This window comes from Xanthomonas bromi (genome assembly GCF_900092025.1).
Classification (GTDB): domain Bacteria; phylum Pseudomonadota; class Gammaproteobacteria; order Xanthomonadales; family Xanthomonadaceae; genus Xanthomonas; species Xanthomonas bromi.
The window spans coordinates 1-23,067 of the sequence record NZ_FLTX01000076.1 but is presented as its reverse complement, the minus strand read 5'-3'; the positions used below and the strand labels follow the sequence as shown (position 1 = coordinate 23,067).

General features: G+C 65.1%; 14 protein-coding genes and 6 pseudogenes. 14 read left to right on the top strand and 6 right to left on the bottom strand.

Going from position 1 to position 23,067, the window contains the following annotated elements; all coding sequences use genetic code 11:
- The 3 genes from XBLMG947_RS22970 to XBLMG947_RS19610 all read left to right on the top strand — a co-directional run.
- Positions 1-441: restriction endonuclease subunit S (locus tag XBLMG947_RS22970; protein WP_209437490.1), on the top strand; the 441-nt coding region annotated here is incomplete at its 5' end.
- A gap of 11 nt (positions 442-452) precedes the next feature.
- Positions 453-3,536 (top strand): type I restriction endonuclease subunit R, encoded by a 3,084-nt coding sequence (locus tag XBLMG947_RS19615; protein ID WP_083993283.1) that lies wholly within the window; start codon positions 453-455, stop codon positions 3,534-3,536.
- A gap of 300 nt (positions 3,537-3,836) precedes the next feature.
- Complete coding sequence (locus XBLMG947_RS19610) at positions 3,837-4,130, top strand: XAC0095 family protein (protein ID WP_065470235.1); 294 nt, start codon at positions 3,837-3,839, stop codon at positions 4,128-4,130.
- Here XBLMG947_RS19610 and XBLMG947_RS22960 read toward each other — a convergent pair.
- From XBLMG947_RS22960 to XBLMG947_RS19600, 3 genes and pseudogenes are all read right to left on the bottom strand, one after another.
- Positions 4,108-4,271, bottom strand: a pseudogene (locus tag XBLMG947_RS22960) (IS1595 family transposase); the annotation flags it as partial. The gene XBLMG947_RS19610 and the pseudogene XBLMG947_RS22960 overlap by 23 nt on opposite strands.
- 181 nt (positions 4,272-4,452) lie before the next feature.
- A complete protein-coding gene (locus XBLMG947_RS19605; protein ID WP_065470234.1) occupies positions 4,453-6,177 on the bottom strand; it encodes an IlvD/Edd family dehydratase in 1,725 nt (574 codons plus the stop codon).
- Between the two features lie 217 nt (positions 6,178-6,394).
- Positions 6,395-7,333, bottom strand: a complete 939-nt coding sequence (locus XBLMG947_RS19600) for a LysR family transcriptional regulator (RefSeq protein ID WP_065470233.1) — start codon at positions 7,331-7,333, stop codon at positions 6,395-6,397.
- Between the two features lie 186 nt (positions 7,334-7,519).
- Here XBLMG947_RS19600 and araD1 point away from each other — a divergent pair, with 186 nt between their 5' ends.
- From araD1 to XBLMG947_RS19565, 7 genes and pseudogenes are all read left to right on the top strand, one after another.
- The gene (gene araD1 / locus XBLMG947_RS19595; protein WP_065470237.1) at positions 7,520-8,527 is read left to right on the top strand and encodes an AraD1 family protein; all 1,008 of its coding nucleotides are present in this window, start codon (positions 7,520-7,522) and stop codon (positions 8,525-8,527) included.
- 312 nt (positions 8,528-8,839) lie between these two features.
- Complete coding sequence (locus XBLMG947_RS19590) at positions 8,840-9,817, top strand: ABC transporter substrate-binding protein (protein ID WP_065470232.1); 978 nt, start codon at positions 8,840-8,842, stop codon at positions 9,815-9,817.
- A 27-nt stretch (positions 9,818-9,844) separates the two neighbouring features.
- Positions 9,845-11,344: a sugar ABC transporter ATP-binding protein gene (locus XBLMG947_RS19585; protein WP_065470231.1), complete on the top strand. Its 1,500-nt coding sequence runs from the start codon at positions 9,845-9,847 to the stop codon at positions 11,342-11,344.
- Between the two features lie 12 nt (positions 11,345-11,356).
- The gene (locus XBLMG947_RS19580; RefSeq protein ID WP_083993282.1) at positions 11,357-12,427 is read left to right on the top strand and encodes an ABC transporter permease; all 1,071 of its coding nucleotides are present in this window, start codon (positions 11,357-11,359) and stop codon (positions 12,425-12,427) included.
- Positions 12,424-13,416: a galactofuranose ABC transporter, permease protein YjfF gene (gene yjfF, locus XBLMG947_RS19575; RefSeq protein WP_065470230.1), complete on the top strand. Its 993-nt coding sequence runs from the start codon at positions 12,424-12,426 to the stop codon at positions 13,414-13,416. The genes XBLMG947_RS19580 and yjfF overlap by 4 nt, the downstream gene beginning before the upstream one ends.
- A 109-nt stretch (positions 13,417-13,525) precedes the next feature.
- A pseudogene (locus XBLMG947_RS19570) lies at positions 13,526-14,926 on the top strand (MFS transporter).
- 38 nt (positions 14,927-14,964) lie between these two features.
- Positions 14,965-16,920 carry a glycoside hydrolase family 127 protein gene (locus tag XBLMG947_RS19565; protein WP_065470229.1) on the top strand — a complete coding sequence of 652 codons (1,956 nt, stop codon included), beginning with the start codon at positions 14,965-14,967 and terminating at the stop codon, positions 16,918-16,920.
- Between the two features lie 79 nt (positions 16,921-16,999).
- On the opposite strand, the pseudogene XBLMG947_RS19560 reads toward XBLMG947_RS19565, so the two are convergent.
- Positions 17,000-17,807: pseudogene (locus XBLMG947_RS19560) on the bottom strand (IS5 family transposase).
- Between the two features lie 7 nt (positions 17,808-17,814).
- Between XBLMG947_RS19560 and XBLMG947_RS24190 the strand changes: the two are divergent.
- Positions 17,815-17,955, top strand: a pseudogene (locus tag XBLMG947_RS24190) (XAC0095 family protein); the annotation flags it as partial.
- 295 nt (positions 17,956-18,250) lie between these two features.
- On the opposite strand, the gene xopAU reads toward XBLMG947_RS24190, so the two are convergent.
- Positions 18,251-19,825 carry a serine/threonine protein kinase gene (gene xopAU / locus XBLMG947_RS19555; RefSeq protein WP_065470228.1) on the bottom strand — a complete coding sequence of 525 codons (1,575 nt, stop codon included), beginning with the start codon at positions 19,823-19,825 and terminating at the stop codon, positions 18,251-18,253.
- A gap of 408 nt (positions 19,826-20,233) precedes the next feature.
- Here xopAU and xopAV point away from each other — a divergent pair, with 408 nt between their 5' ends.
- Positions 20,234-21,013 (top strand): type III secretion system effector XopAV, encoded by a 780-nt coding sequence (gene xopAV / locus XBLMG947_RS19550; protein ID WP_065470227.1) that lies wholly within the window; start codon positions 20,234-20,236, stop codon positions 21,011-21,013.
- 56 nt (positions 21,014-21,069) lie between these two features.
- On the opposite strand, the pseudogene XBLMG947_RS19545 reads toward xopAV, so the two are convergent.
- A pseudogene (locus tag XBLMG947_RS19545) lies at positions 21,070-21,706 on the bottom strand (TetR/AcrR family transcriptional regulator).
- 98 nt (positions 21,707-21,804) lie between these two features.
- Between XBLMG947_RS19545 and XBLMG947_RS19540 the strand changes: the two are divergent.
- Both XBLMG947_RS19540 and XBLMG947_RS22955 read left to right on the top strand, forming a co-directional pair.
- Positions 21,805-22,584, top strand: coding sequence for a histidine phosphatase family protein (locus XBLMG947_RS19540; protein ID WP_065470226.1), 780 nt, complete (start codon positions 21,805-21,807; stop codon positions 22,582-22,584).
- Between the two features lie 108 nt (positions 22,585-22,692).
- Positions 22,693-22,875, top strand: a pseudogene (locus XBLMG947_RS22955) (NAD(P)H-hydrate dehydratase); the annotation flags it as partial.
- Between the last annotated feature and the right edge of the window lie 192 nt (positions 22,876-23,067).

Below are 23,067 nucleotides of genomic sequence, written 5' to 3'. Positions count from 1 at the left end.
GGTACTCGTACTCTCGTCCGAGAAGGAGATATCTTAATCACGATTACAGCGGAGCTTGGTTCGGTCGCTGTTGTGAGGGGGCAGTTCAATAAGGGTGCTTACATCAATCAGCACCTAGCACTGTTCAGGCCTGATGGTCGGTTGTGCAATTCTGGGTTTCTCGTGAACTTTCTTTCCACAGTTGTTGCAAGGGAACAGTTTGTTGTTAGTGGGAACGGTGGGACAAAGCAAGGGTTAGGGTTCGATCAAGTGAGCGGAGTTATTGCTGCCTTCCCGAATCTGGACGAGCAGTCAAGGATTGCGCAGTATTGTGAACGTATTAGGGGGACGCACGACAAACTGAGAAATCCTATTGATAGTTCAATTGCCGAACTTGTCGGCTATCGATCCGCGCTCATCACCGCTGCGGTCACCGGCCAGCTAACTGAACTCAACGGATAAGGATTTCGCGCATGTCTGGCCATTCCGAACGCAATTTTGAAACCTCCATCGAAGTCGGTCTGCTCGCATCGGGCGGCTACCAGAAGCGCCAGCCGGCTGACTACGACGAAACCCTGGCGCTGTTTCCGGCCGACGTGATCGGCTTCCTCAAGGATAGCCAGCCCACGCGCTGGCAGCAGCTTGAAACGCTGCTGGGTGCGCGTACCCACGCGATCGTGCTGGAGGCGCTGGCCAAGGAACTGGAAATCAAGGGCGCGTTGCACGTGCTGCGCCATGGCTTCAAGTGCTATGGCAAGACGCTGCGTCTGGCGTACTTCCGTCCCAATTCCGGGATGAATCCCGAAGCCGCAGCGAAGTATGCACACAACCGCCTGACCATCACCCGGCAGGTGAACTTTGCCTCGGTGCTCAAGCGGCCGGACGGCAAGTCAAAACGTTGCATCATCGACGTCACCCTGGCGGTCAACGGCTTGCCGGTGGTCACGGTGGAACTGAAAAATCCCTTGACCGGGCAGCCTGCAAGCGAGGCGATTTACCAGTATCAACACGACCGCGATGAGCGCGACAGGCTGTTCGCCTTCAAGCAGCGTGCGCTGGTACATTTTGCCGTGGACCCGGACGAGGCCTGGATGACCACCCGGCTGAAAGGCCGCGAGACCGTGTTTCTGCCGTTCAATCGTGGTCATGTGCATGGTGCGGGCAACCCACCCGTGCCAGGCAACTGGAAAACCCATTACCTGTGGGATGAAGTGCTGAACGCAGATAGCCTGCTGGACATCCTGCAGCGCTTCATGCACTTGGAGATCAAGGAACGCAAGATCACCACCGACAAGGGCGTGCGCACGGTGCGCAAGGAGACGATGATCTTCCCGCGCTACCACCAGCTAGATGCGGTGCGGCGGCTGGTGGGCCACGCGCGTGCGTATGGCTCAGGCCACAACTACCTGGTGCAGCACTCGGCCGGGTCGGGCAAGTCCAATTCCATCGCCTGGCTGGCTCATCGGCTGGCCAGCCTGCACGACGCCAAGGAGGAAAAGGTCTTCCATTCCGTGGTGGTGGTGACCGACCGCCGCGTGCTGGACCAGCAGCTGCAGAACACCATCTACCAGTTCGAGCACAAGACGGGCGTGGTGGAGAAGATCGACGAGGACACCAGGCAACTGGCGCGGGCCTTGTCTGGCGGCACGCCGATCATCATCAGCACGATCCAGAAGTTCCCCTTCATCGCCCGTGCGCTGGCGCGGCTGGAAGCCGATGGTGAGGACGTCAAGCTGGATACAGCAGGCAAGCGCTTTGCGGTCATCGTGGACGAGGCACATTCCTCGCAGAGCGGCGAAACGGCCATGACCCTGCGCGGCATGCTCAACCGCGATGGCATCGAAGCGGCGGTGGCCGCGCAGCTGTCCGACCAAGAAGATGACGAGCTTGACGAGGCCACCCACGCGGCGATCCTGCGTGAGGCGCAAAAGCGTGCCCGTCAACCCAATCTGAGCTTCTTTGCATTCACTGCCACGCCCAAGTTCAAGACCAAGGTGTTATTCGATACGCCAGGGCCGTCTGGCGTGTCGCCGTTCCACGAATACAGCATGCGCCAGGCCATCGAGGAAGGCTTCATCATGGACGTGCTGGCCAACTACACCACGTACAAGCGCTTCTTTGGCTTGATCAAGCAGGTGGAGAACGACCCGCAGGTATCGCGCAAGCAGGCAGCCAAGGCGCTGACCCGGTACATGGAGCTGCACCCGGTCAACATTGAGCAGGTGGTGTCGGTGATCGTGGAGCACTTCCGCCTGCACGTAATGCATGAGCTGGGCGGCCGAGCCAAGGCGATGGTGGTCACGGGCTCGCGGCTGGCGGCAGTGAAGTACAAGCTGGCCTTCGACCGTTACATCAAGGGCAACCGCTACGAGGGCATTCGCTCGCTGGTGGCGTTTTCCGGAACGGTCGAAGACCCGGAGGATCCGGGTGCGAGCTACACCGAAGTAGCCATGAATGATGGCCTCGCAGAAAGCGAGTTGCCGGAAGCCTTCGAGCGCGACGATTACCGTGTGCTGCTGGTGGCCGAAAAGTACCAGACCGGCTTCGACCAGCCGCTACTGCAGACCATGTACGTGGTCAAGAAGTTGGCTGGCGTGCAGGCGGTGCAAACGCTGTCGCGACTCAACCGCATGGCGCCGGGCAAAAAGCGCACGCTGGTGCTGGATTTCGTTAACAAGGAAGAGGACATCCATAAGGCGTTCAAGCCGTACTACGAGAGCACGCCGATTGGCGAGAATGCGGGGCCGGAAAAGCTGTCCGAACTCCAGCACAAGCTGCTGGCGCCGGCGATCTTTGCTCCGGCTGACGTGGACGCCTTCGCCCAAGCCTGGTACCGCCCGAAGCGCGAGCATTCCGGTAGCGACCACAAGCAGATGAATGCAGTGCTTGATGCTGTCGTGCAGCGCTTCAAGATGGAGGTAGAGGAGACGCAGGACGAGTTTCGCGGGCTGCTGATGGCTTACCGCAATCTGTATGCCTTTCTGTCGCAGATCGTGCCTTATCAGGACAGCGATCTGGAAAAACTCTACACGTTCGTGCGCAACCTGATGACCAAGCTGCCGCCTGCCGACAATGGCAAGGCGTTCGTGCTGGATGATGAAGTGAGCTTGCGCTACTACCGGATGCAGCAACTCACCGATGGCTCCATCGATTTGGCGCAAGGCCAGCTGTATCCGCTGAAGGGCCCCACTGATGTTGGCACATCACGTGTGGCAGATGAGCAAGTACCGCTGTCGAGCCTTGTAGAGAAACTGAATACTCGATTCGGTACCGACTTCAACGAGGCAGATCAGCTGTTCTTTGATCAGATCAAAGTGTCGGCCGAAGCCAGCGAACAGATCAAAGAGGCTGCAAGGGCAAATAACCTGAGCGACTTCACAGCGTACCTGGGACGAGTGCTTGATGAGCTGTTCATTGAGCGAATGGACGGCAACGAAGAGATTTTCGCAAGGATCATGACCGATCGTGAGTTCAGGTCTGCTGCTAGCGAACATCTGGCTTTCGAAATTTTCGAGAAATCACGTGGGTCTGTGCCCGGTGACGGCGCTATTTCGTAGATCCGCCGGGAGAGCAGACTCTTTCAGACATCTTGACGTGCCACCCAACCAGTAGCACGATCACCCCATGGAGCCTCGAAACTCCACGTGTAGCGGTACCCACCTCCGACAAACCGGTGGGTTTTTTGTGCCTGCACGTTTTTGCAGGCGCAACCGACGTGATGCCTGCGTCGGGAGGGCGGTGAATACAACACCCGCAAGGGGAATAAGCCCGCCGGCTGTTAGCGGTTTCGAGCCTCCCGACTTCCCGTCCGTCGCCTTGCGGCGGGCGGGCCGATTCCATGGAATGAGGAGCAGGCCATGTCGGATGTGGAGGATGCGGTGCCGTCTTTCCCGGGTTACTTGCTGTCGGAAGAAGCCCACTACCGTCTTGAGCAATTGTGCGACCACCTGCGCTTTTTGGCGCGGTTGGCGCAGCCACGCACGCCGGGCGAGCTGAAGCAGCGGCAGCCAGCGGTGCATTTCGACGAGTTGGCGTTCTGCCTGGAGCTGCTGACCGAGCATCTGACGCAGGCGCTGGCGCTGGCGCTGGCGCAGGTGCAGTGGCCTGCGCGACTGGAGGTAAACCTGGTTAGCACGCACTTTCAACGGTGAATATGCAGGGGCATCGGGCAGCGCGCGCTCGCGCCAGGGTAAGCGGGTGGGCGCGGCAGCCAGCAAGCTGGGCACTAGCGTGGTCAGATCGAAGCGGCGGGTGAGCCGCCACAGCGTTTCTCTCAGATAGCGTTGGGCATAAAACTGCGCTGGCCCCGGCGGCAGTGCCCAGCATCGGTTTTTATCGGTATCAGCTAAGTTTCAAGCTGATCCGGCAGTGATGGCAGCTTGTGCGCGGCGTTGCACAATCGCCTTACGTTGCACCAGAGAGCACTGCCATGCGCCGCGCCTTGGTCTGTTTCTCTCAAGTCCCCGCAGGCACTCAGTGCGAATCGTCGCCGACCGGGGCGCCGCTGCCGCCGACCAGGAAGTCGAGGTCCGCGCCGAGGTGGGCCTGCTGCACGTGGTCCACGTAGAGCTTGGTCCAGCCGCGCGCCGGTGGCTGTAGCGGTGTCCATCCTTGCCGGCGGCGCTCCAGTTCCTGGTTGGAGACGTCCAGGTGCAGGCGTCGGTTCGGGACGTCCAGTTCGATGAAATCGCCGTCGCGCACCAGCGCCAGGTTGCCGCCGGCGGCGGCTTCGGGCGAGGCGTGCAGCACCACCGTGCCGTACGCGGTGCCGCTCATGCGTGCGTCGGAGACGCGCACGATGTCGGTGATGCCACGGCGCAGCAACTTGGGCGGCAACGGCATGTTGCCGACTTCGGCCATGCCGGGGTAGCCGCGCGGGCCGCAGTTCTTCAACACCATGACGCAGGTTTCGTCGATGTCCAGGGCGTCGTCGTCGATGCGTGCCTTGAAGTCGGCGATGTTCTCGAACACCACCGCGCGGCCGCGATGCTGCAGCAGATGCGGCGAGGCGGCCGAGGGTTTGATGACGGCACCGTCCGGGGCCAGGTTGCCGCGTAGCACGGCAATGCCCGCCTCGGTCTTGAACGGGGCGTCCAGCGCGTGAATGACGTCGCGATTCCAGCAGGGTGCGTCGGCGATGTTCTCGCCCAGGGTGCGGCCGTTGGCGGTCAGCGCGTCCAGGTCCAGATGGGGCGCGATTTCGCGCAGCACCGCCGGCAGGCCGCCGGCGTAGTAGAAGTCTTCCATCAGGTACTGGCCCGACGGTTTCAGGTTGACCAGACAGGGCAGGCGCGAGCCCAGCGCGTCCCAGTCGTCCAGGCGCAGGTCCACGCCGATGCGTCGGGCCAGGGCGAGCAGGTGGATCACCGCATTGGTCGACCCCCCGATCGCGGCATTGGCCTTGATCGCGTTGTCGAACGCGGCGCGGGTGAGGATGCGCGACATCCGCAGGTCTTCGCGCACCATCTCGACGATGCGCCGACCGCTCAGATGCGCCAACCGGAACCGGCGCGCATCCACCGCAGGAATCGCGGCGTTTTCAGGCAGCGACATGCCCAGCGCCTCGACCATGCCGGCCATCGTCGAGGCGGTGCCCATGGTCATGCAGCTGCCCTTGGAGCGCTGCATGCAGGATTCGGCTTCGACGAACTCGGCCTGGGTCAGCGTGCCGGCGCGCACCATCTCCGACATCTGGATCACGCCGGTGCCCGAGCCGACCGGCTGGCCGCGCCAGTTGCCCGACAACGACGGGCCGCCGGACAGGCCGATGGTCGGCAGATCGACGCTGGCCGCCCCCATCAGCAGCGACGGGGTGGTCTTGTCACAGCCCATCAGCAGCACCACGCCGTCCAGTGGATTGGCGCGGATCGATTCCTCCACGTCCATGCTGGCCAGATTGCGGTACAGCATGGCGGTGGGGCGCATCTGGGTCTCGCCCAGCGACATCACCGGAAATTCCAGCGGCAGGCCGCCGGCCTCGTAGACGCCGCGTTTGACGTGTTCGGCCAGTTCGCGGAAGGAACTGTTGCAGGGCGTCAGCTCCGACCAGGTATTGCAGATGCCGATCACCGGGCGGCCATCGAACATGTCGTCCGGCAGGCCCAAGCCCTTGAGCCAGCTGCGGTAGTAGGAGCCCTGCTTGCCATCGCGGCCGAACCAGTGCTGGCTGCGTCGGGCCGGCTTGTTCGATGAGCCCATGCGGATGCAATCCTTGGATCGGTGAGCGGGAAAGGCGCGACCGGCCGCAGTGCGCAGGCCCTCGACGCTCCGATCCTATCGGGCGCATTGATAGTGGAAAAATAACAATATCCGCTTGAACGATAGCAACTTCCATATTGATAAGCGTGCGTGGCCCGTCGTGGTCGAACGCGCCGCAGGCCGTTGCGGCTGCTGGCGCGGCGCCCGGCCGCGGCGTTCAGCCATATACCTGCGCGGCCACGTCCTTCATTGCGGTCAGCACGGTCTGGGCGCCGGGCGAGAGCAGCCAGTCGTTGCGGGTGATGATGCCGAACGCATCCATCCGGCACGACAGCTCCATCGGCACGATGCTGACCATGCCGTGCGCGGCGTAATGGCGGGCCACGTCCACCGGCACCACGGCCAGGTTGTCGCTCTCCTGCAGCATCTTGGTGATGAACATCAGCGCGGTGGTGCCGATCACCTGTTGCGGCGGCTCCAGGCCGGCGCTGCGGAACATCAGCTCGAAGCGGTGACGCAGCACGCTGCCTTCCGGCGGCACGATCCAGCAGGCCTTGGCCAGCTCCTGCAGGCTTGGCTGGTGCATGTCCAGGATCGGGTGGCGTGGACGCACGATGGCACAGACGTCCTCCTGGGCCAACGCGGTGTAGTGCAGGTTGCGGGTGTCGTGGCCGGCGAACAGGCGGCCCACCATGAAATCCAGCTTGTTCTGCAGCAGCCGCTCCAGCAGCACGTCGCTGCTTTCCACCAGCAGCGAGACGCGCAGTCCCGGGTGTTGCCGGGTGATCCGGGCCAGGGTGGGGGGCAGCAGCGTCATCGCCGCCCCGGCGATCGCACCGATACCGATGTTGCCGCTGTGCCCGGCCTTGAGCGCCTCGATCTCGGCGCCGGCCTCACCCAGGCTGGCCAGCGCGATACGCGCATGGCGGATCATGCTCTCCCCGTACCAGGTGGCGCGCATGCCGCGCGGCAGGCGCTCGAACAACTGCACGTCCATCATGTCCTCCAGGTCCTTGAGCAGCTTGGAGGCAGCGGGCTGGGACATGTTCAGCACGTCGGCCGCGCGATGGATGTTGCCGTGCTCGTCGATGGCGATCAGCAGCAGCAACTGGCGGGTCTTGAGGCGGGCGCGCAGGAACCAGGGGGTGGAGGTCATTGGGCGATTAATGCCAATTTGGATATGGGTTTTTGCTAAATCTATATTTGTTGTATATGCGTGGCAATCGCAGAATGCCTTCAGTTGCGGACCACCGCTCGTGTGGGACGGCCTGGGCGATACGCATGGCGCTCGCAGGGCTGCCAGCACGCGCGGACTCTCCTCGCCAGCACAGGGTTGCATGCGATGCGCTTGATCCAGTTTCTCGACGATGGCGGTAGCGCCCGGGTAGGCGCGGTGACGGCCGACGGGCGCCAGGTGCGCCAGCTCGATGGTGTGGAGTCCAGCTATGCACTGGCAAGCGCGGCGATCGCTGCCGGCCGTACGCTCGAAGAGCAGGCCGCCGGGCATGGCGGCGATACGCTGCGGGATTACCCGGCACTGCTCGAAAGCCAGCGCGTGCTCACCCCGCTGCAGCACCCGGACCCGGCGCATTGCCTGGTGACCGGCACCGGCCTGACCCACCTAGGTAGTGCGGCCGCCCGCGACGCCATGCACCAGACCCTGCAGCAGCAGAGTCAGGCCGGGACGCTCACCGATTCGATGAAGATGTTCCAGTGGGGCGTGGAGGGCGGCATCCCCCGCGATGGCAAGCCCGGCGCGCAGCCGGAATGGTTCTTCAAGGGCGATGGCAGCATCGTGGTCGCGCCGGGCGCGCCGTTGCCTTCGCCGGATTTCGCGCTCGATGGCGGCGAGGAGCCGGAACTGGTCGGGCTGTACCTGATCGGCCCGGACGGCACCCCGCACCGGCTGGGTTTTGCGATCGGCAACGAGTTCTCCGACCATGTCACCGAGCGCCAGAATTATCTGTATCTGGCCCATTCCAAGTTGCGTGCCTGCGCCATCGGCCCGGAGTTGCGCAGCGGTGCGCTGCCGGCGGATCTGCGCGGGGTCAGCCGCATCCGCCGTGGTCGGGAGCTGGTGTGGGAGAAGCCCTTCGTCACCGGCGAGGCCAATATGTGCCATTCGCTGGCCAATCTGGAGTACCACCACTTCAAGTACGCCGCGCACCGGCGCCCGGGCGATGTGCATCTGCACTTCTTCGGCACTGCCACGCTCAGCTTCGCCGATCAGGTGAAGGTGGAGCCGGGCGACCGCTTCGAGATCGACCTGCCCGCATTGGGCGAGCCGCTGGTCAATCCGCTGCGGCGCGCGGCGTCCGGGTTCGCGCTCGGCGGCGTCCACGTCCTTTGATGCGGTGGCGCGATCAGGGCCGGGGCATCGGGGTAGCGCAGGGCGATGGCCGATCGCGCGCGGTGCGGTGGGACGGCGGACCGCGCGGCGGGGCCGCATCCGGTGTTGCCTTGTTCCGTTGTGGCTGCCGAACTGCGCAGGCGATGGAGTGCGCACCGCCACGGCGCAGTAAGTTTCACCACACGGTGAAGGCCGCTGGCGTGGTGGCCTGATCCAACGCCCGGCCGGCGGGCAGGTGGCCTGCCGGCAGTGTCGCAGCACCGCGCTGGAGGGCGCATGCGGCGCGGGTCCAATCCGTCATAGGGAGGCAGCATGAACAAGCAGGTCGTGGTGGCGGTGATGTTGGTGCTGGTGCTGGCCGTGTTGGCGGGCGGGTGTTCGCGCGGCGGCGAGCAGGGCGCGCAGGCCGGGCAGATCACCGTCGGGTTCAGCCAGGTCGGCGCCGAAAGCGAGTGGCGCACGGCCAATACCGCGTCGGTGAAGGCAGCGCTGGCAGCGCCGACGTTTCGCCTGAAGTTCTCCGACGCCCAGCAGAAGCAGGAGAACCAGATCAAGGCCTTGCGCTCGTTCATTGCCCAGCGCGTGGACGTGATCGCGTTTTCGCCGGTCGTCGAATCGGGCTGGGAGACGGTGCTGCGGGAAGCCAAGGCCGCCAATATCCCGGTCGTGCTCACCGACCGTTCGGTGAAGGTCTCCGATCCGGCGCTGTATGCCACGCTGATCGGCTCGGACTTCGTCGAGGAAGGCCGCAAGGCCGCGCGCTGGCTGATCCAGGACAGCCAGGGCAAGCCGGGCCCGATCCGCGTGGCCGAACTGCAGGGCACGGTCGGTTCGGCGCCGGCCAACGACCGCATGCAGGGTTTCCACGAAGTGCTGGACGCCGATCCGCGTTTCCAGGTGGTGCGTTCGCAGAGCGGCGATTTCACCCGCGCCAAGGGCAAGGAGGTCATGGAGTCGTTCCTGAAGGCCGAGAACAACCGCATCGACGTGTTGTTCGCGCATAACGACGACATGGCCATCGGCGCGATCCAGGCGATCGAGGAAGCCGGCCGCAAGCCGGGTCAGGACATCCGCATCGTGTCCATCGACGGGGTGCGCGGGGCGTTCGAGGCGATGCAGGCCGGCAAGCTCAATGCGACGGTGGAATGCAATCCGCTGTTCGGCCCGCAATTGGCCAAACTCATCGCCGATGTCAAGGCCGGCCGCCCGGTGCCGCGACGGGTGCTGGTGGACGAAGGCGTGTTCACCCAGCAACAGGCCGCCGCCGAACTGCCCAAGCGCAGGTACTGAGGCGGCCATGCACGCTGGAGCGGCCGCATGAACCCGGTGGTGCTGCAGGCCACCGGGCTGAGCAAGCGATACGCTGCAACGGTGGCGCTGGAGGGCGTGGACCTGTGCCTGCGCGCCGGCGAGATCCACGCGCTGATGGGCCAGAACGGCGCCGGAAAATCCACCCTGATCAAACTGTTGACCGGTGTCGAGGCCGGCGATGCGGGCGCTGTACTCCTGGATGGCCAGCCGATCGCGCCGGCCACCCCGTTGCAGGCGCAGCAGGCCGGCATCAGCACGGTCTACCAGGAAGTGAACCTGTGCCCGAATCTGTCGGTGGCCGAGAATCTCTACGCCGGCCGCTACCCGCGTCGGCGCTGGAGCCGGGCGATCGACTGGGCGCAGGTGCGGGCCGGTGCGCGCGCGCTGCTGCAGGGATTGAACCTGGATCTGGATGTGGATCTGCCATTGGCGCAGCACCCGGTGGCGATCCAGCAGATGGTGGCGATCGCGCGCGCAATCGGCGTCTCGGCGCGGGTGCTGATCCTGGACGAGCCCACCTCCAGCCTGGACGAAGACGAGGTCGGCGCGCTGTTCGGGGTGATGCGGCGGCTGCGCGAGCGTGGCATGGCGATTGTGTTCGTCAGCCATTTCCTGGACCAGGTCTATGCGGTGTCCGATCGCATCAGCGTGCTGCGCAACGGTCGTCTGGTCGGCGAGTACCTGCCGGCCGAGTTGCCGCAGCCGGCATTGGTGGCGGCCATGGTCGGGCGCGAGGTCGCACTGGCCGAAGGCCGCAGCGATGCGGGACCGGATCTGGCGCAGGCGCCGGTGGTGGTCCAGGCGCAGGGCCTGGGCCGGCGCGGCAGGCTGCAGCCGACCGACCTGCAACTGCGGGCGGGCGAAGTGCTGGGGCTGGGCGGGCTGCTCGGCTCCGGTCGCACCGAGCTGGCGCGCCTGCTGTTCGGCCTGGACCGTGCCGACCAGGGCCGGCTGTCGGTGGATGGACAGCCGTGCAGGTTCGCCCATCCGGGCGATGCGGTGGCGAAGGGCCTGGCGCTGTGCCCGGAAGAGCGCAAGACCGAGGGCATCGTCGCCGAGCTGTCGGTGCGCGACAACATCCTGCTCGCGCTGCAGGCGCGGCTGGGCTGGCGCCGTTTCCTGTCGCGCGGCCGCCAACAGGCGTTGGCGCTGCGCCTGGTGCAGGGGCTGGGCATCAAGACCGGCGACCTGGAGACCCCGGCAGGGGCGCTGTCCGGCGGCAACCAGCAGAAGGTGGTGCTGGCGCGCTGGCTGGCCACCGCGCCGAAGCTGCTGATCCTGGATGAGCCGACGCGCGGCATTGATGTCGCTGCCAAGCAGGAAATCATGGCCGAGGTGGTGCGGCTGGCGCGGCAGGGCATGGCGGTGTTGTTCATTTCCGCCGAGATCGACGAACTCACCCGCCTGAGCGACCGCATCGTGGTGTTGCGCGAGCGGCGCAAGGCCGGCGAACTGCCCGGCGGCAGCGACGGCCGGCAGGTGCTGGCGTTGATCGCAGGAATCTGACAGGCCAGCCCGATGACGCACACGCCCTCACCGACACCGGCAGACCCGGCCACGCAGCCGCGCCGTTGGCGCGACCTGCTGGCGTGGCCATTGTTCTGGCCGTTGCTGACGCTGGCGTTGCTGCTGGCCGGCAACGGCCTGGTGCATCCGGGATTCCTCGCGCTGGAATGGCGCGACGGCCACCTCTACGGCAATCTGGTCGACATCGCCAACCGTGCCGCGCCGCTGATCCTGGTGTCGCTGGGCATGACCCTGGTGATCGCCGTGCGCGGCCTGGATATCTCGGTCGGCGCGGTGCTGGCCATTGCCGCCACCGTGGCCGCCTGGACCATTGCCCGCTTCGGCGCCTGCAGCGGGCTGTGGCCGCTGCTGGCCGCCATCGGCATGGCGTTGGCAGCGTCGGCGTTGTGCGGCCTGTGGAACGGCCTGCTGGTGGTCAAGGCCGGCATGCAGCCGATCGTCGCCACGCTGATCCTGATGGTGGCCGGGCGCGGCATCGCCCAGTTGCTCAGCGATGGCCAGATCCTCACGATCTACTACCCGCCGTACGCCTTTCTGGGCAACGGCTTCCTGCTCGGGGTGCCGTTTTCGCTGTTCGTGGTGGCGGCGGTGTTCGCGGCCGTGTCGTTGCTGATGGAACGCAGCGCACTGGGCCTGTTCGTGCGGGCGATCGGCTACAACCCGCTCGCCGCGCACGTGGCCGGGGTTCGCGCGCGGGCGATCACCCTGGCGCTGTATGTCTTCTGCGGGGTCAGTGCCGGGCTTGCCGGGCTGCTGGTCAGTTCCAACGTGGCCAGCGCCGATGCCAACAATGCTGGCCAGTTGTTCGAACTCGACGCGATCCTGGCGGTGAGCCTGGGCGGCAGCGCCTTGGGCGGCGGCCGTTTCAGTCTCGCCGGCAGCCTGGTGGGGGCGCTGATCATCCAGACCCTGACCTCGACCATCTATGCCATCGGCGTGCCGCCGCAAGTCAATCTGGTGGTCAAGGCGGCGCTGGTGTTCGTGGTGCTGCTGCTGCAATCGTCCGAGTTCCGCGCCCAGGTGCGCGGCTGGATCGGTACGCCGGCCGGAGCGGGCCGATGAGCGCGCCGCCGCTTGCGACCTCGCCGCCACGTCGGCGCGATCCGCGCCTGCTGTCCCTGCTGGCCACGATCGGCTTGTTCGTGGCGATGGCGGCCGGCGGCGGGGTGCTCTACGACGGCTTCCTGTCTCCGCAGGTGTTCCTCAACCTGTTCATCGACAATGCCTTTCTGCTGATCGTCGCGGTGGGCATGACCTTTGTGATCCTCAGCGGCGGGATCGACCTGTCGGTGGGCGCGGTGATCGCCTTCACCACCGTGCTCTCCGCCGAGCTGGTGCAGCACCGGCACTGGCCGCCGCTAGCGGCGATCGCGCTGGTGCTGGCGCTGGGGACCGGCTTCGGCATGCTGATGGGCACGTTGATCCAGCGTTATCGGCTGCCGCCCTTCGTGGTCACCCTGGCCGGCATGTTCCTGGCGCGCGGGGCGGCCACGTTGATCAGCGTCGATTCGATCAATATCGACCAGCCGTTGTATACCGCAGTGGCAAACTGGCGTCTGCCGTTGGGCGGCGGTGCCTCGCTGTCGGCCGGCGCAGTGCTGGCGCTGGCGGCGGTTGCCGCCGGCATGGGGGTGGCGCGGCTGACCCGGTTCGGGCGCGCGGTCTATGCGATCGGCGGCAACCGGCAGTCCGCCGTGCTGATGGGCCTGCCGGTGGCGGCCACCGAAATCGGCGTGTATGCGTTGAGCGGCTTTTGCGCGGCGCTGGCGGGGGTGGTCTACACCGTCTACATGCTCAGCGGCTACAGCCAGCATGCGCTGGGTCTGGAGCTGGACGCGATCGCGGCGGTGGTGATCGGCGGCACCTTGCTCTCCGGCGGCGCCGGATCGGTGATGGGCAGTCTGTTCGGCGTGCTGATCCTGGGCCTGGTGCAGACCCTGATCGCGTTCGACGGCACGCTCAGTTCGTGGTGGACGCGCATCGCCATCGGTGTGTTGCTGCTGGTGTTCTGCCTGTTGCAGCGGCTGTTCGGCAGCGCGGCTGCACGTTAGGCCATGCGGTGTCCGTCGTCGGGCCGCTGGCAGCGTGCCTGCCGGCGTTGTGCTGGTACCGTCGGCCCGATCCGGGCTGGCCGCTCGTCAAGGGCTCGGGAGGGCCGCGATGGACCTGGAGATCGCGATGAAATCCACCACTGCGCCAGCCCCCGAGATGGCCGGGCTGCGCCTGCCGCTGCGCGAGCGGATCGGCTACGGGCTCGGCGATGCCGGCGGCACCGTCATCACCTGCCTGATCATGAGCTTCCTCACGTTCTTCTACACCGATGTGGTTGGGCTGGATCCGGCGTGGGTGGGCATGATGTTCCTGAGCGTGCGGGTGTTCGATGCGTTCGCCGATCCGCTGATGGGCGTACTGGCCGACCGCACCCACAGCCGCTGGGGACGCTACCGGCCGTGACAGCTGCGGATGGCTGGGCCGCTGGTCATTGCCGGCGTGCTGGCGTTCACTGCGCCGGCACTGGGCATGGATGGCCGGCTGGCCTGGGCATGCGTCAGTTATTTGCTGCTGTCGCTCTGCTACACGGCGGCCAATGTGCCGTATTGCGCGATGATCAATGCGATGACGGTGTCGCGCCGCGATACCGTGGACTGCCAGTCGTGGCGCTTCACCCTGTGCGGGCTGTCGGCGATGCTGGTGTCGGTGGGCCTGCCGTGGTTGGTGAAGGCGATCGGCCGGGGCGATGCCGCGCGTGGCTACCAGTGGGGCGTGGCGGTGATGTGCGGGTTGGCGGCGGCGATGCTGCTGGCCTGCTTTGCCAGTGTGCGTGAGCGCGTCTGGCTGCCCGCGCCCGAGCGGTTTTCCCTTCGCCGGCATGTTGCCGCCGTGATGGGCAACGATCAGTTGCTGCTGTCGATGCTGATGTCGTTTCTGCTGATCAATGTGCTGAACCTGCGCGGCGGCGGCTACCTGTACTTCGTCAACTACGTGCTTGGCGGTAGCGCCGGATACACCTCGCTGTTCCTCGGGCTGGTGGCGCTGGCCGCCATCGTCGGTGCGCTGCTGGTCGCTGCGTTGGCGCGCCGCGCCGACACCGTGCGGCTGTACTTCAACGTCAACCTGGTCCTGGCCGGGATGTCGCTGGCGATGTGGTTCCTGCCCACCGGGCCGGCCCGGCAGTCGCTGTGGCTGCTGACGATCTTCGTCAATGGCGTGGTGCTGGGCACGACCTTGCCGCTGCATTTTTCGGTGATCGCCTTCGCCGACGACTACGGCGCCTGGAAGACCGGACACCGCGTGTCCGGGCTCAATTTCGCCCTGAACCTGCTGGCGATCAAGCTGGCCTGGGCCGCCAGCGCCGGCATCATCGCGCTGGTGCTGCATCTGGTCGGCTATCGCGCCGGCATCGCCCAGGATGCGCTGTCGCGGAACGGCATCACTGCGCTGGAAACCCTGCTGCCGGCCGGGCTGCACCTGCTGCTGGCGGTCCCGATCCATTTCTGCCGGCTCGACGATGCGCGCATGCGACAGATCGCCCTCGATCTGGATGCGCGCGCACGCAGCTGACTCCTCCGACCTCCGCCCGCCTCATCAAGGACCCCACCATGCCGCAATGCCACGACACCGATCTCAAGCAGGTCACGCTGACCGCGCCGTTCTGGCGCAACTACCAGGCGCTGGTGCGCGAGGTCGTGGTGCCCTACCAATGGGACGCGCTCAACGATCGTGTTGCCGATGCGGAGCCAAGCCATGCCATCGCCAATTTCCGCATCGCTGCCGGGCGCGCGGACAGCCAGTTCCACGGCATGATCTTTCAGGACAGCGACGTGGCCAAGTGGCTGGAGGCGGTGGCCTATGTGTTGAGCCTGCAGCGCGACCCGGCGCTGGAACAGGCCGCCGATGCGGTGATCGAACTGATCGCCGCCGCGCAGCAGCCCGATGGCTACCTCAATACCTATTTCACCCTGGTGGCGCCGGCCGAACGCTGGAGCAATCTGGCCGAATGCCACGAGCTGTATTGCGCCGGCCACCTGTTCGAAGCCGGCGTGGCCTATTTCCAGGCCACCGGCAAGCGCGCGCTGCTGGAGGTGTGCTGCCGGTTTGCCGACCATATCGATGCGACCTTCGGCGCGGCGCCGGAAAAGCTGCACGGGTACCCCGGTCATCCAGAGGTGGAACTGGCGCTGTTGCGCCTGCACGAGGCGACCGGCAATGCGCGCTACCTGGCATTGGCGGGTTACTTCGTCGCCCAGCGCGGCGCGCAGCCACACTGGTACGACGAGGAATACGAAAAGCGCGGGCGCACCGCGTACTGGGACGATCATGGCAAGGGCTGGATGGTGCACGACAAGGCCTATAGCCAGGCGCACCTGCCGGTGTGCGCGCAGCCGCATGCCACCGGCCATGCGGTGCGTTTCGTGTATCTGATGACCGGCGTGGCGCACCTGGCGCGGCTGCAGGGCGATGCGGAACTGCGCCAGGCCTGCCTGCGACTGTGGGACGACATGGTCCAGCGGCAGATGTACGTCACCGGCGGTATCGGTGCGCAGGGCTGGGGCGAATCGTTGACCAGTGCCTACGATCTTCCCAACGACACCGCCTACGCCGAAAGCTGCGCCTCGATCGGGCTGATGATGTTCGCCAAGCGCATGCTGCAGATGGAAGGCGAGGCGCGCTTTGCCGATGTCATGGAGCGTGCGTTGTACAACACCGTGCTGGCCGGCATGTCGCTGGACGGCAAGGCGTTCTTCTACGTCAACCCGCTGGAGACGGTGCCGCGCGCGATGGCTGCCAGTCATGCCCACGATCACGTCAAACCGGTGCGCCAGCGCTGGTTCGGCTGCGCCTGCTGCCCGCCCAATATCGCCCGCGTGCTGGCATCGCTGGGGCGGTATCTGTACACCGATCGCGAGGACGCGCTGTACGTGGATCTGTATGCCGGTGGCGAGACCGCGTTCGAGCGCGACGGCGCGTGCTTCACCCTGTCACAGCGCACCGACTACCCCTGGGATGGACGGGTGGAGATCGCCATCGTTGCCGACCGGCCGTTCACCACCACCCTGGCCCTGCGGCTGCCGGACTGGTGTGTGGGGCCAACGCTGTCGCTGGATGGCGCGCCGTTGGCGTTCGATGCGCGCAGGGGGTATGCCGCGGTGGCGCGCGAATGGCAGCCGGGCCAGCGTCTGGTGCTGGAACTGCCGATGCCGGTGCGCCGGGTGAGCAGCCATGCGCTGCTGCGGCAGACGGCCGGCAAGGTGGCGGTGCAGCGCGGGCCGCTGGTGTACTGCGTGGAGCAGGTCGACAACGGTAGCGAACTGCACCATTTGGCATTGCCCCGCGCTGCGGAATTTTCGCTGCTGCCCGGCGAAGGCGTGCTGGCGGGAATGACGCTGATCGAGGTCGATGGCCAACGCCGGCTCGGCCACGCCGACGCGGACACCTTGTACCGCTACGATGCCGCCGACCCGCAATGGCAGCCGCAGCGCCTGCGCTTTGTGCCGTACTTCGCCTGGAGCAACCGCGGCGAGGGCGAGATGCGGGTCTGGGTGGATGCGCTATAGGCCGGTAACACGCACGACCTTTTGTCGTGGGCGCTTGATTTCCAGGTGTTTTCTGCGCATCCGCAGGGTTTAGAGCGTGTTATGAACGTTGAAGCAGGGAAGCCGCATTGCCGAGCATCAGGAGAGTGAAGACAACGACGTGCAGGCCTGCCAGCGTTTCCGGCAAGCGCTCGTAGTCGCGTGCCAAGCGTCGGAACCGATTGACCCGGCCGAAGCTGCGCTCCACCACCCAACGGCGCGGCAGCAGCACAAACCCCTTCTTGGCCTCCGGCAGCTTTACCACGTGCAGTTCGATGCCTTCTTCCTGCGCCGCTTCGGCCGGGTCCTTGCCTGTGTGTAACCCTGATCGACGAAGGCTACCTTTACCGTCTCTCCCGTGACGTGCTGAACTTCCTGGGCCAGGGATCGGACCTGAGCCCGCTTCTGCTCGGTGGCGGGCGTGATCTGCACTGCCAGCAGATGGCCCAGCGTATCCACCGCCATGTGCACCTTGCTGCCCTGCTTGCGCTTGTCGCCATCGCAGCCGGCACGCGGACCACTCTCGCAGGTGAACTGCAACGTGCGGCCGTCCAGGATGACCGCGCTGGCCTGGCCCTGCTTGCCCTGTGCGATACGCAGGACTGAACGTCGATCGTTGATCATGGCCTCGAAGCAGCCCGCTTGCCGCCGCCGCTGGGTCTGCTGGTACACCGCCTCCCACGGCGGAAAGTCATCGGGAATCAGTCGCCATGGGCGCTAGCTCGGGTCATCCAGCGCAAGGCGTTGAACATCAAGCGAAGCTCTTACTTGCGTTGCCGCGCCTGTAGGCCCATCAACGTCAGCTAGGGCGCGGCAAAGGCTCACTCGTCATCGGAAACGTCGGTCGGATACGGGCGAGCGGGTTTCATCCCGTTACGATCTGAAGAGCGGGCGAAACAGCCTGCTATCTGTATGGATGAATTGGCGTTCTGTCTGGAGCTGCTGGCTGAGCAGGTGGGCCGGGTGCTGGATGATGTGGAGTGTCCTGTCATGGAAGGCAAGCATCCACTGCCATAAGGTGTCGTTGCCGTACGGATCACGGCGTTGATCAGACGCGTTGTTCGGCTTATGCAGGGCAGCGAGCAGCGGTGCCGAGTGAATGCCAGAGGCAGCGCTGTGGCTGTGGGCAGGCGCCTTCGCCTCAGTTGTCGGGGGCCACGGATCGCTCCTCCTCGCTGCAGTCCGACAGTCTGCCCTTACGCGGCCTCAAACGTGCAGGCACAGTCTCGCGGTTGTCGAAAGTGGTCGCCTGTCCAGACGAAAACGCCGGCTCGGACAAGCCCGTTGCCATCAATCCCCGGGCGCGTCGCTGCTAAAAAGAAGGCAAGCGCTTCAATTTTTCGTAGGTGCGATGAATCCGGTCCCGGGTCGGGAGCGGCGTTTCGGTGAAAAAGGGGTCGCGCAGCAAGATTTCGGCCTTGGTGCGCTTGCCCGTTCCATCGTTCAGCATGCGGTTGAAGAAGCGGACCACGTTGCGCTTGTGGTCGGCCGGCAGTGCATGCAACGGATCCATGAAAGGGAACGTTTCTGCGGTCTTCGCGCGATTGATCCCGATCATGCCCATGTTGTAGTCGCGGCGCTTGAGAACATGCACGAGCAGTTGGGCCACGCTGTAGACGTCGCGCGTATGCCTGGCGGGGCTGCTCACGTCGAAAAAGCCTGGTGTGCCACCGCGGTTGGGATCGCCTTCCTCCGAGCCGAGCCCCATGTCGATAAGCCGAAAGGTCTTCATGGGTTGGTCGTACATGACATTGTTGTGCGAGATGTCCTGATGCACGATGCCGGCGTCTTCGCAACAGGCGATCCCTACCAGAACATCAGCCATCAGCTGCCGGGCCAGACCGAGATAGTCCAGTGCGGTGATGGCATCTTGCTGCAGCGCTGCGCGTGCGCGGCCAATTAGGCTGCGCACGCTGATGCCGTCGATTTTCTCCAGCAGAATCCCGAATGCGTCTTCGATCTGCACCACGCCATGGGCGCGGACGATATAGGGCACCGCATCTACCGACCTGAGTATTTGATACTCTTGGAAAATCATTGCCTTGCGCGCAGCGATCCGTTGCTGCAGCGCCGGTGCGTCTGCAACGGTGTGAGCGCCGCCGAAGGTCGGTGGGATCGGCTGTTGCGGATTTGTGCACAACAAGGCCTTGAAGATGAAGTCGCGTCCGCAATTTTCTCCGCCCTGCCAGAGATCTTCGGTCAGCCGAACCGCGTATGTCGAGGCGGACGCGCCTATGCCGACGGTTGGCATGGTGTGCAGCGTTTCTGCAGGGCCTGCGTACCGGGTTCCCAGTGTCACCTGGAGAAAGCCGCCGTCCACATCCAACGCGCCGGGCTTCAAGGCCGATAGTTTGAGAATCAAGTCCGGGCGTTCGGATCGGCTGGTCAGCGAGTTCACCAAACGCGGGCTCAGCACCACGTGCTGTCGCGCATGACGCATGTCGCTCACCCGCCGCCGTGCGTTGCGCAAGTTCTGGAACGCATTACTGCTGTCGGCGCCCACGGTGGCAGATGCGCGGGCCGGCGTCTCCAGTAGGGAGGCCAAGATCGGTGAACCGGGCCGCGCGCCGCTACGGGGGCTGCGGCCGGTGACAGGCGTTGTTGGCGAGCCGCTGCTGGATGACGACCAGGTTTGCGGTGCCAACGATGCCTGCAGGCGGGGCACCACGACCTGTAGTTGCGAATGTTCGTCCGCGAGGACACCGGTTGTGCTTCTTCTTTTCTCCAATAGGTTGAGCGGATGGTCTGCGACCGGATGGAGCAGGGTGTCTTGCTCGGGCGAGTACGCCGTTTCGGCCTCGTCGCGCTCTGCGTCTGCGTGCATGGCTGTGGAAAGGAGAGTGGGCTTTCCGGAGATATGTTTCATAGTCGAGGACACTCTGGCCAACGATCAGGACGGGCAGCTCTGGCGGATCGCTTGCAGCACGCGGCACGCGACAGCTTTCGTGAGCCTACGGGTATCCAGGAGCCACTCAGCGATGCCCGCGGCGGGGGCGTCGTCATGCTTGCGGGAGTGTTGCGTGCGTAGGGAGCCAACGAGCGAAGCAGTGCGGACGTGGGCGAAGTTGCGCGATTGCTGCACGTTTTGGCATCTGGCGCGGCGTGCGCGAGGCCGGATGTTGCGGCCACCGCGCCATTTCAACACCATCGCCAGCCATCGCGCTCGTCTGCCTGCGGCGATGCCGTGATGCTGGCTTGGACCGCTTACCCACTTTGGCAGGCGCAGCGCCGCTTGTTTCGTGTTCGGCAATGGTTTTTCGGCAGGATGCTTGCTGCGCGATCGCGGTGGGGAACAATGATGCGCATCGACAGCAGAGAGGCGAGTATGCAACCTTTAGCGTTGACGTCCGTCACGCGCCGAGGCGCCAGGCGCGAGCAGCAAGATGGCACGACCGTGGCAGACGCCGGCCCGTCTGCATCGAACAGCGACCCGCACGCCAATACGCAACTTGTCCAGAGCCTGCCACGGCGGATCATTCGCGAAGCGCCGCTCAGGCCGCCTCGCACGCCTGGTGGCGTCCACCTCGCCAATGCGGGGCGAGCGGTGGCATATTTGGGCGCCGCTGGGGCCGCAGTATGCGGGGGTTTTGCGGCAATCGAAGCGCCTGCCGCGGCGGCATACGGTTATTTCAAGGATGACTCCTATTACAAAAATCTTGCTGTGGTGAGTGGCTGCCAGGCGGTGGGGGCGTTGGTCGCATTCTTGGGGATGAGACTGGCCGACGTGATGGCCGCGCGCTACGTGGAAGCGCAAGGCGGGCGGCACGACGTACCGACGACGAGGGAGCAGCGGGCAAGCGAGTTGGGAACAACGACGACCTGCCTGGATGAGGCGGTCGACATGGTGACCCGATCGGACGCCGATCCGCCTGGTCCTGCCATGAACGAAGGCGAGCGTCTGGCATTGGCCAAGGATCTGCTCAACCTTATGACGGTGGAGCGTTCCCGTCTGCCGCCTGAACTGTGGAAGGCAGCGAGCGCTCCTGACAACGGTGCGCACGGTTTGGTTACCCGGCTCCTGCAGGCAGCCAGAGCCCGTGCAGGGGAGGAGGCCTCCACGTCGTCGGCAGAGTGAGCCCCCGTGCTGGCAGGTACTGTGGCGCTTCCGGTAATCGCCGAGCAGGTGCTGTGTCAGGATGACACCGGCGCCGACGTGAGGATGCCCGAAAGGCTCTCGCGCAAGATCAGCTGAAGGTGCCATGCGATTGAGTTCCATGCCGCTGGTCATGACGTTGTGCAGGCCGCCGCACATGGCGTAGACGGCGAAGACACGGGCCTGGAATTCCTGTTCGCTGCTGGCTGTGTCGGTGTGGCCACAGCGCAGGCGCTTAAGTAGTGCGCTGAGGTGTTCGATCAGCGAGGTGCTCTGCCTGCGCATGAAGGTGGCCAGCACCGGGTCGCGCAGGGTGGGCAGGTGCAGCGCCAGGTCGATGCGGGTGCGCTTGATGTTGATTTCCTGCAGCAGCCCGTGGTCGAGCAGGCCAGCGATGACATCCACCACGTGCACGTTGGCCGGGCGTTCCACAAGCCACATCTGGCCGATGGCGCGCATGTAGTTGCGTTCGAGCAGCGCGCGGACCAGGGCGTCTTTGTCTTCGAAGCGCTGAAGCAGGCTGTCGCATGAGAGACGGGTAGGTTCGGCGATGAGTTCGAAGCTGGTCGCCGAGAGGCCGATCTCGTCGATGCAGCGTTCGGCGGCATCCAGTACGTCGCCTACCAGGATCTCTTCGCGCTGTTTTGCGGTACGCAGCTGAAGGACGTTGGACATGGGCGAGCGGTCTGCAGGGGGCGTGAAGCATACCGAGGCATGGTCGACCAGCTGTTCACGGCGGCTGTGCGACACGTGGTGCCGACCTCGTGCAGGAGATGGATGTGAGTGAGAACAGTGCGGTTGCGGGGGTGTCGGCGCAGTGGCCGGCGTGCTTGTGGGTGGTGCGGCATGGGCAAAGTGCGGGCAACGTGGCGCGCGATGTGGCCGAGTCCAACGGGGCGACGTTGATCGAGCTGGAGCATCGCGACGCAGATATTCCATTATCGCCGCTGGGCGAACGGCAAGCGGATGCTCTGGGTGCATGGATTGCCGGTTTGCCGGAACACGAGCGGCCAACCCTGATCCTGAGTTCCACGTACGTGCGTGCGCGGCAGACAGCAGCGGCGGTTGCGCGGGCGTTGGGGCAGCCAGCCGATGCGATCAGTGTGGATGAACGTTTGCGTGAGAAGGAGTTCGGCGTACTCGACCGCTATACCACGTCGGGCATCCGCGAAACCTTTCCGGCGTTGTTCGAACAACGCAACCTCGTAGGGAAATTCTATTTCCGCCCGCCTGGTGGCGAGAGCTGGTGCGATGTGATTTTTCGCCTGCGCAGCATCGTGGGCGATCTGCAACGCAACCACGTCGGTGCACGCGTGTTGATCGTGGCGCACCAGGTGATCGTCAATTGCTTCCGCTACCTGATCGAGCGGATGGATGAGGCCACCATCCTGGCCATCGACCGCGAAAGCGATGTGCCGAACTGTGGCGTCACCGAATATGCGGCCGCAGCCGATGGGCAATCGCTGGAACTGGTGCGCTCCACGTTTGTGTCGCCGGAATTGGCCGAAGAGCCGGTGACCACCGAGTCCGATCGTCCGGCTGGGGCGCGCTGAGATGAGCGCTCCGCGGCTGCGGACCTTGACGGCTGCGACGTTTTGCGCGCGATGCCGTTACCATCGCCTGGTGGAGACAAGGAGCAGCGTGGGCGGGTGCTGATCGTGACCTTGGCAGCACTGATTGCGGGATTCGCGGCGCGCGTGTGCAGTGCACTGACTACCGCGCGATGGGGCGTGTTTGTGCACGCAGCGGCTGGCACGCAATTGGCCAGCCGGATCGGCACCGTGGGATTTCTGGCGCGGGAGATTGCGTTGGAAGTGCCTGGAAGTGTGGATCGGTTGTCGCGCAGTTTCGCAGCGGACAAGTACCTCTCCCCCCGTCCGCAGAGGGATTGGGCTGAGGGGACGAGTGCTCAACCGTGTTGCGGTCGGCGTGGTGCGCCTGTTCGCATCGCTGCGCCATGCCTGCTCCGCGTGCGCCGGTATCCTGATCCGGTGCTGCGCGCCACCTTCTCGCGACGGAAGAAAGAATCCTGGAGC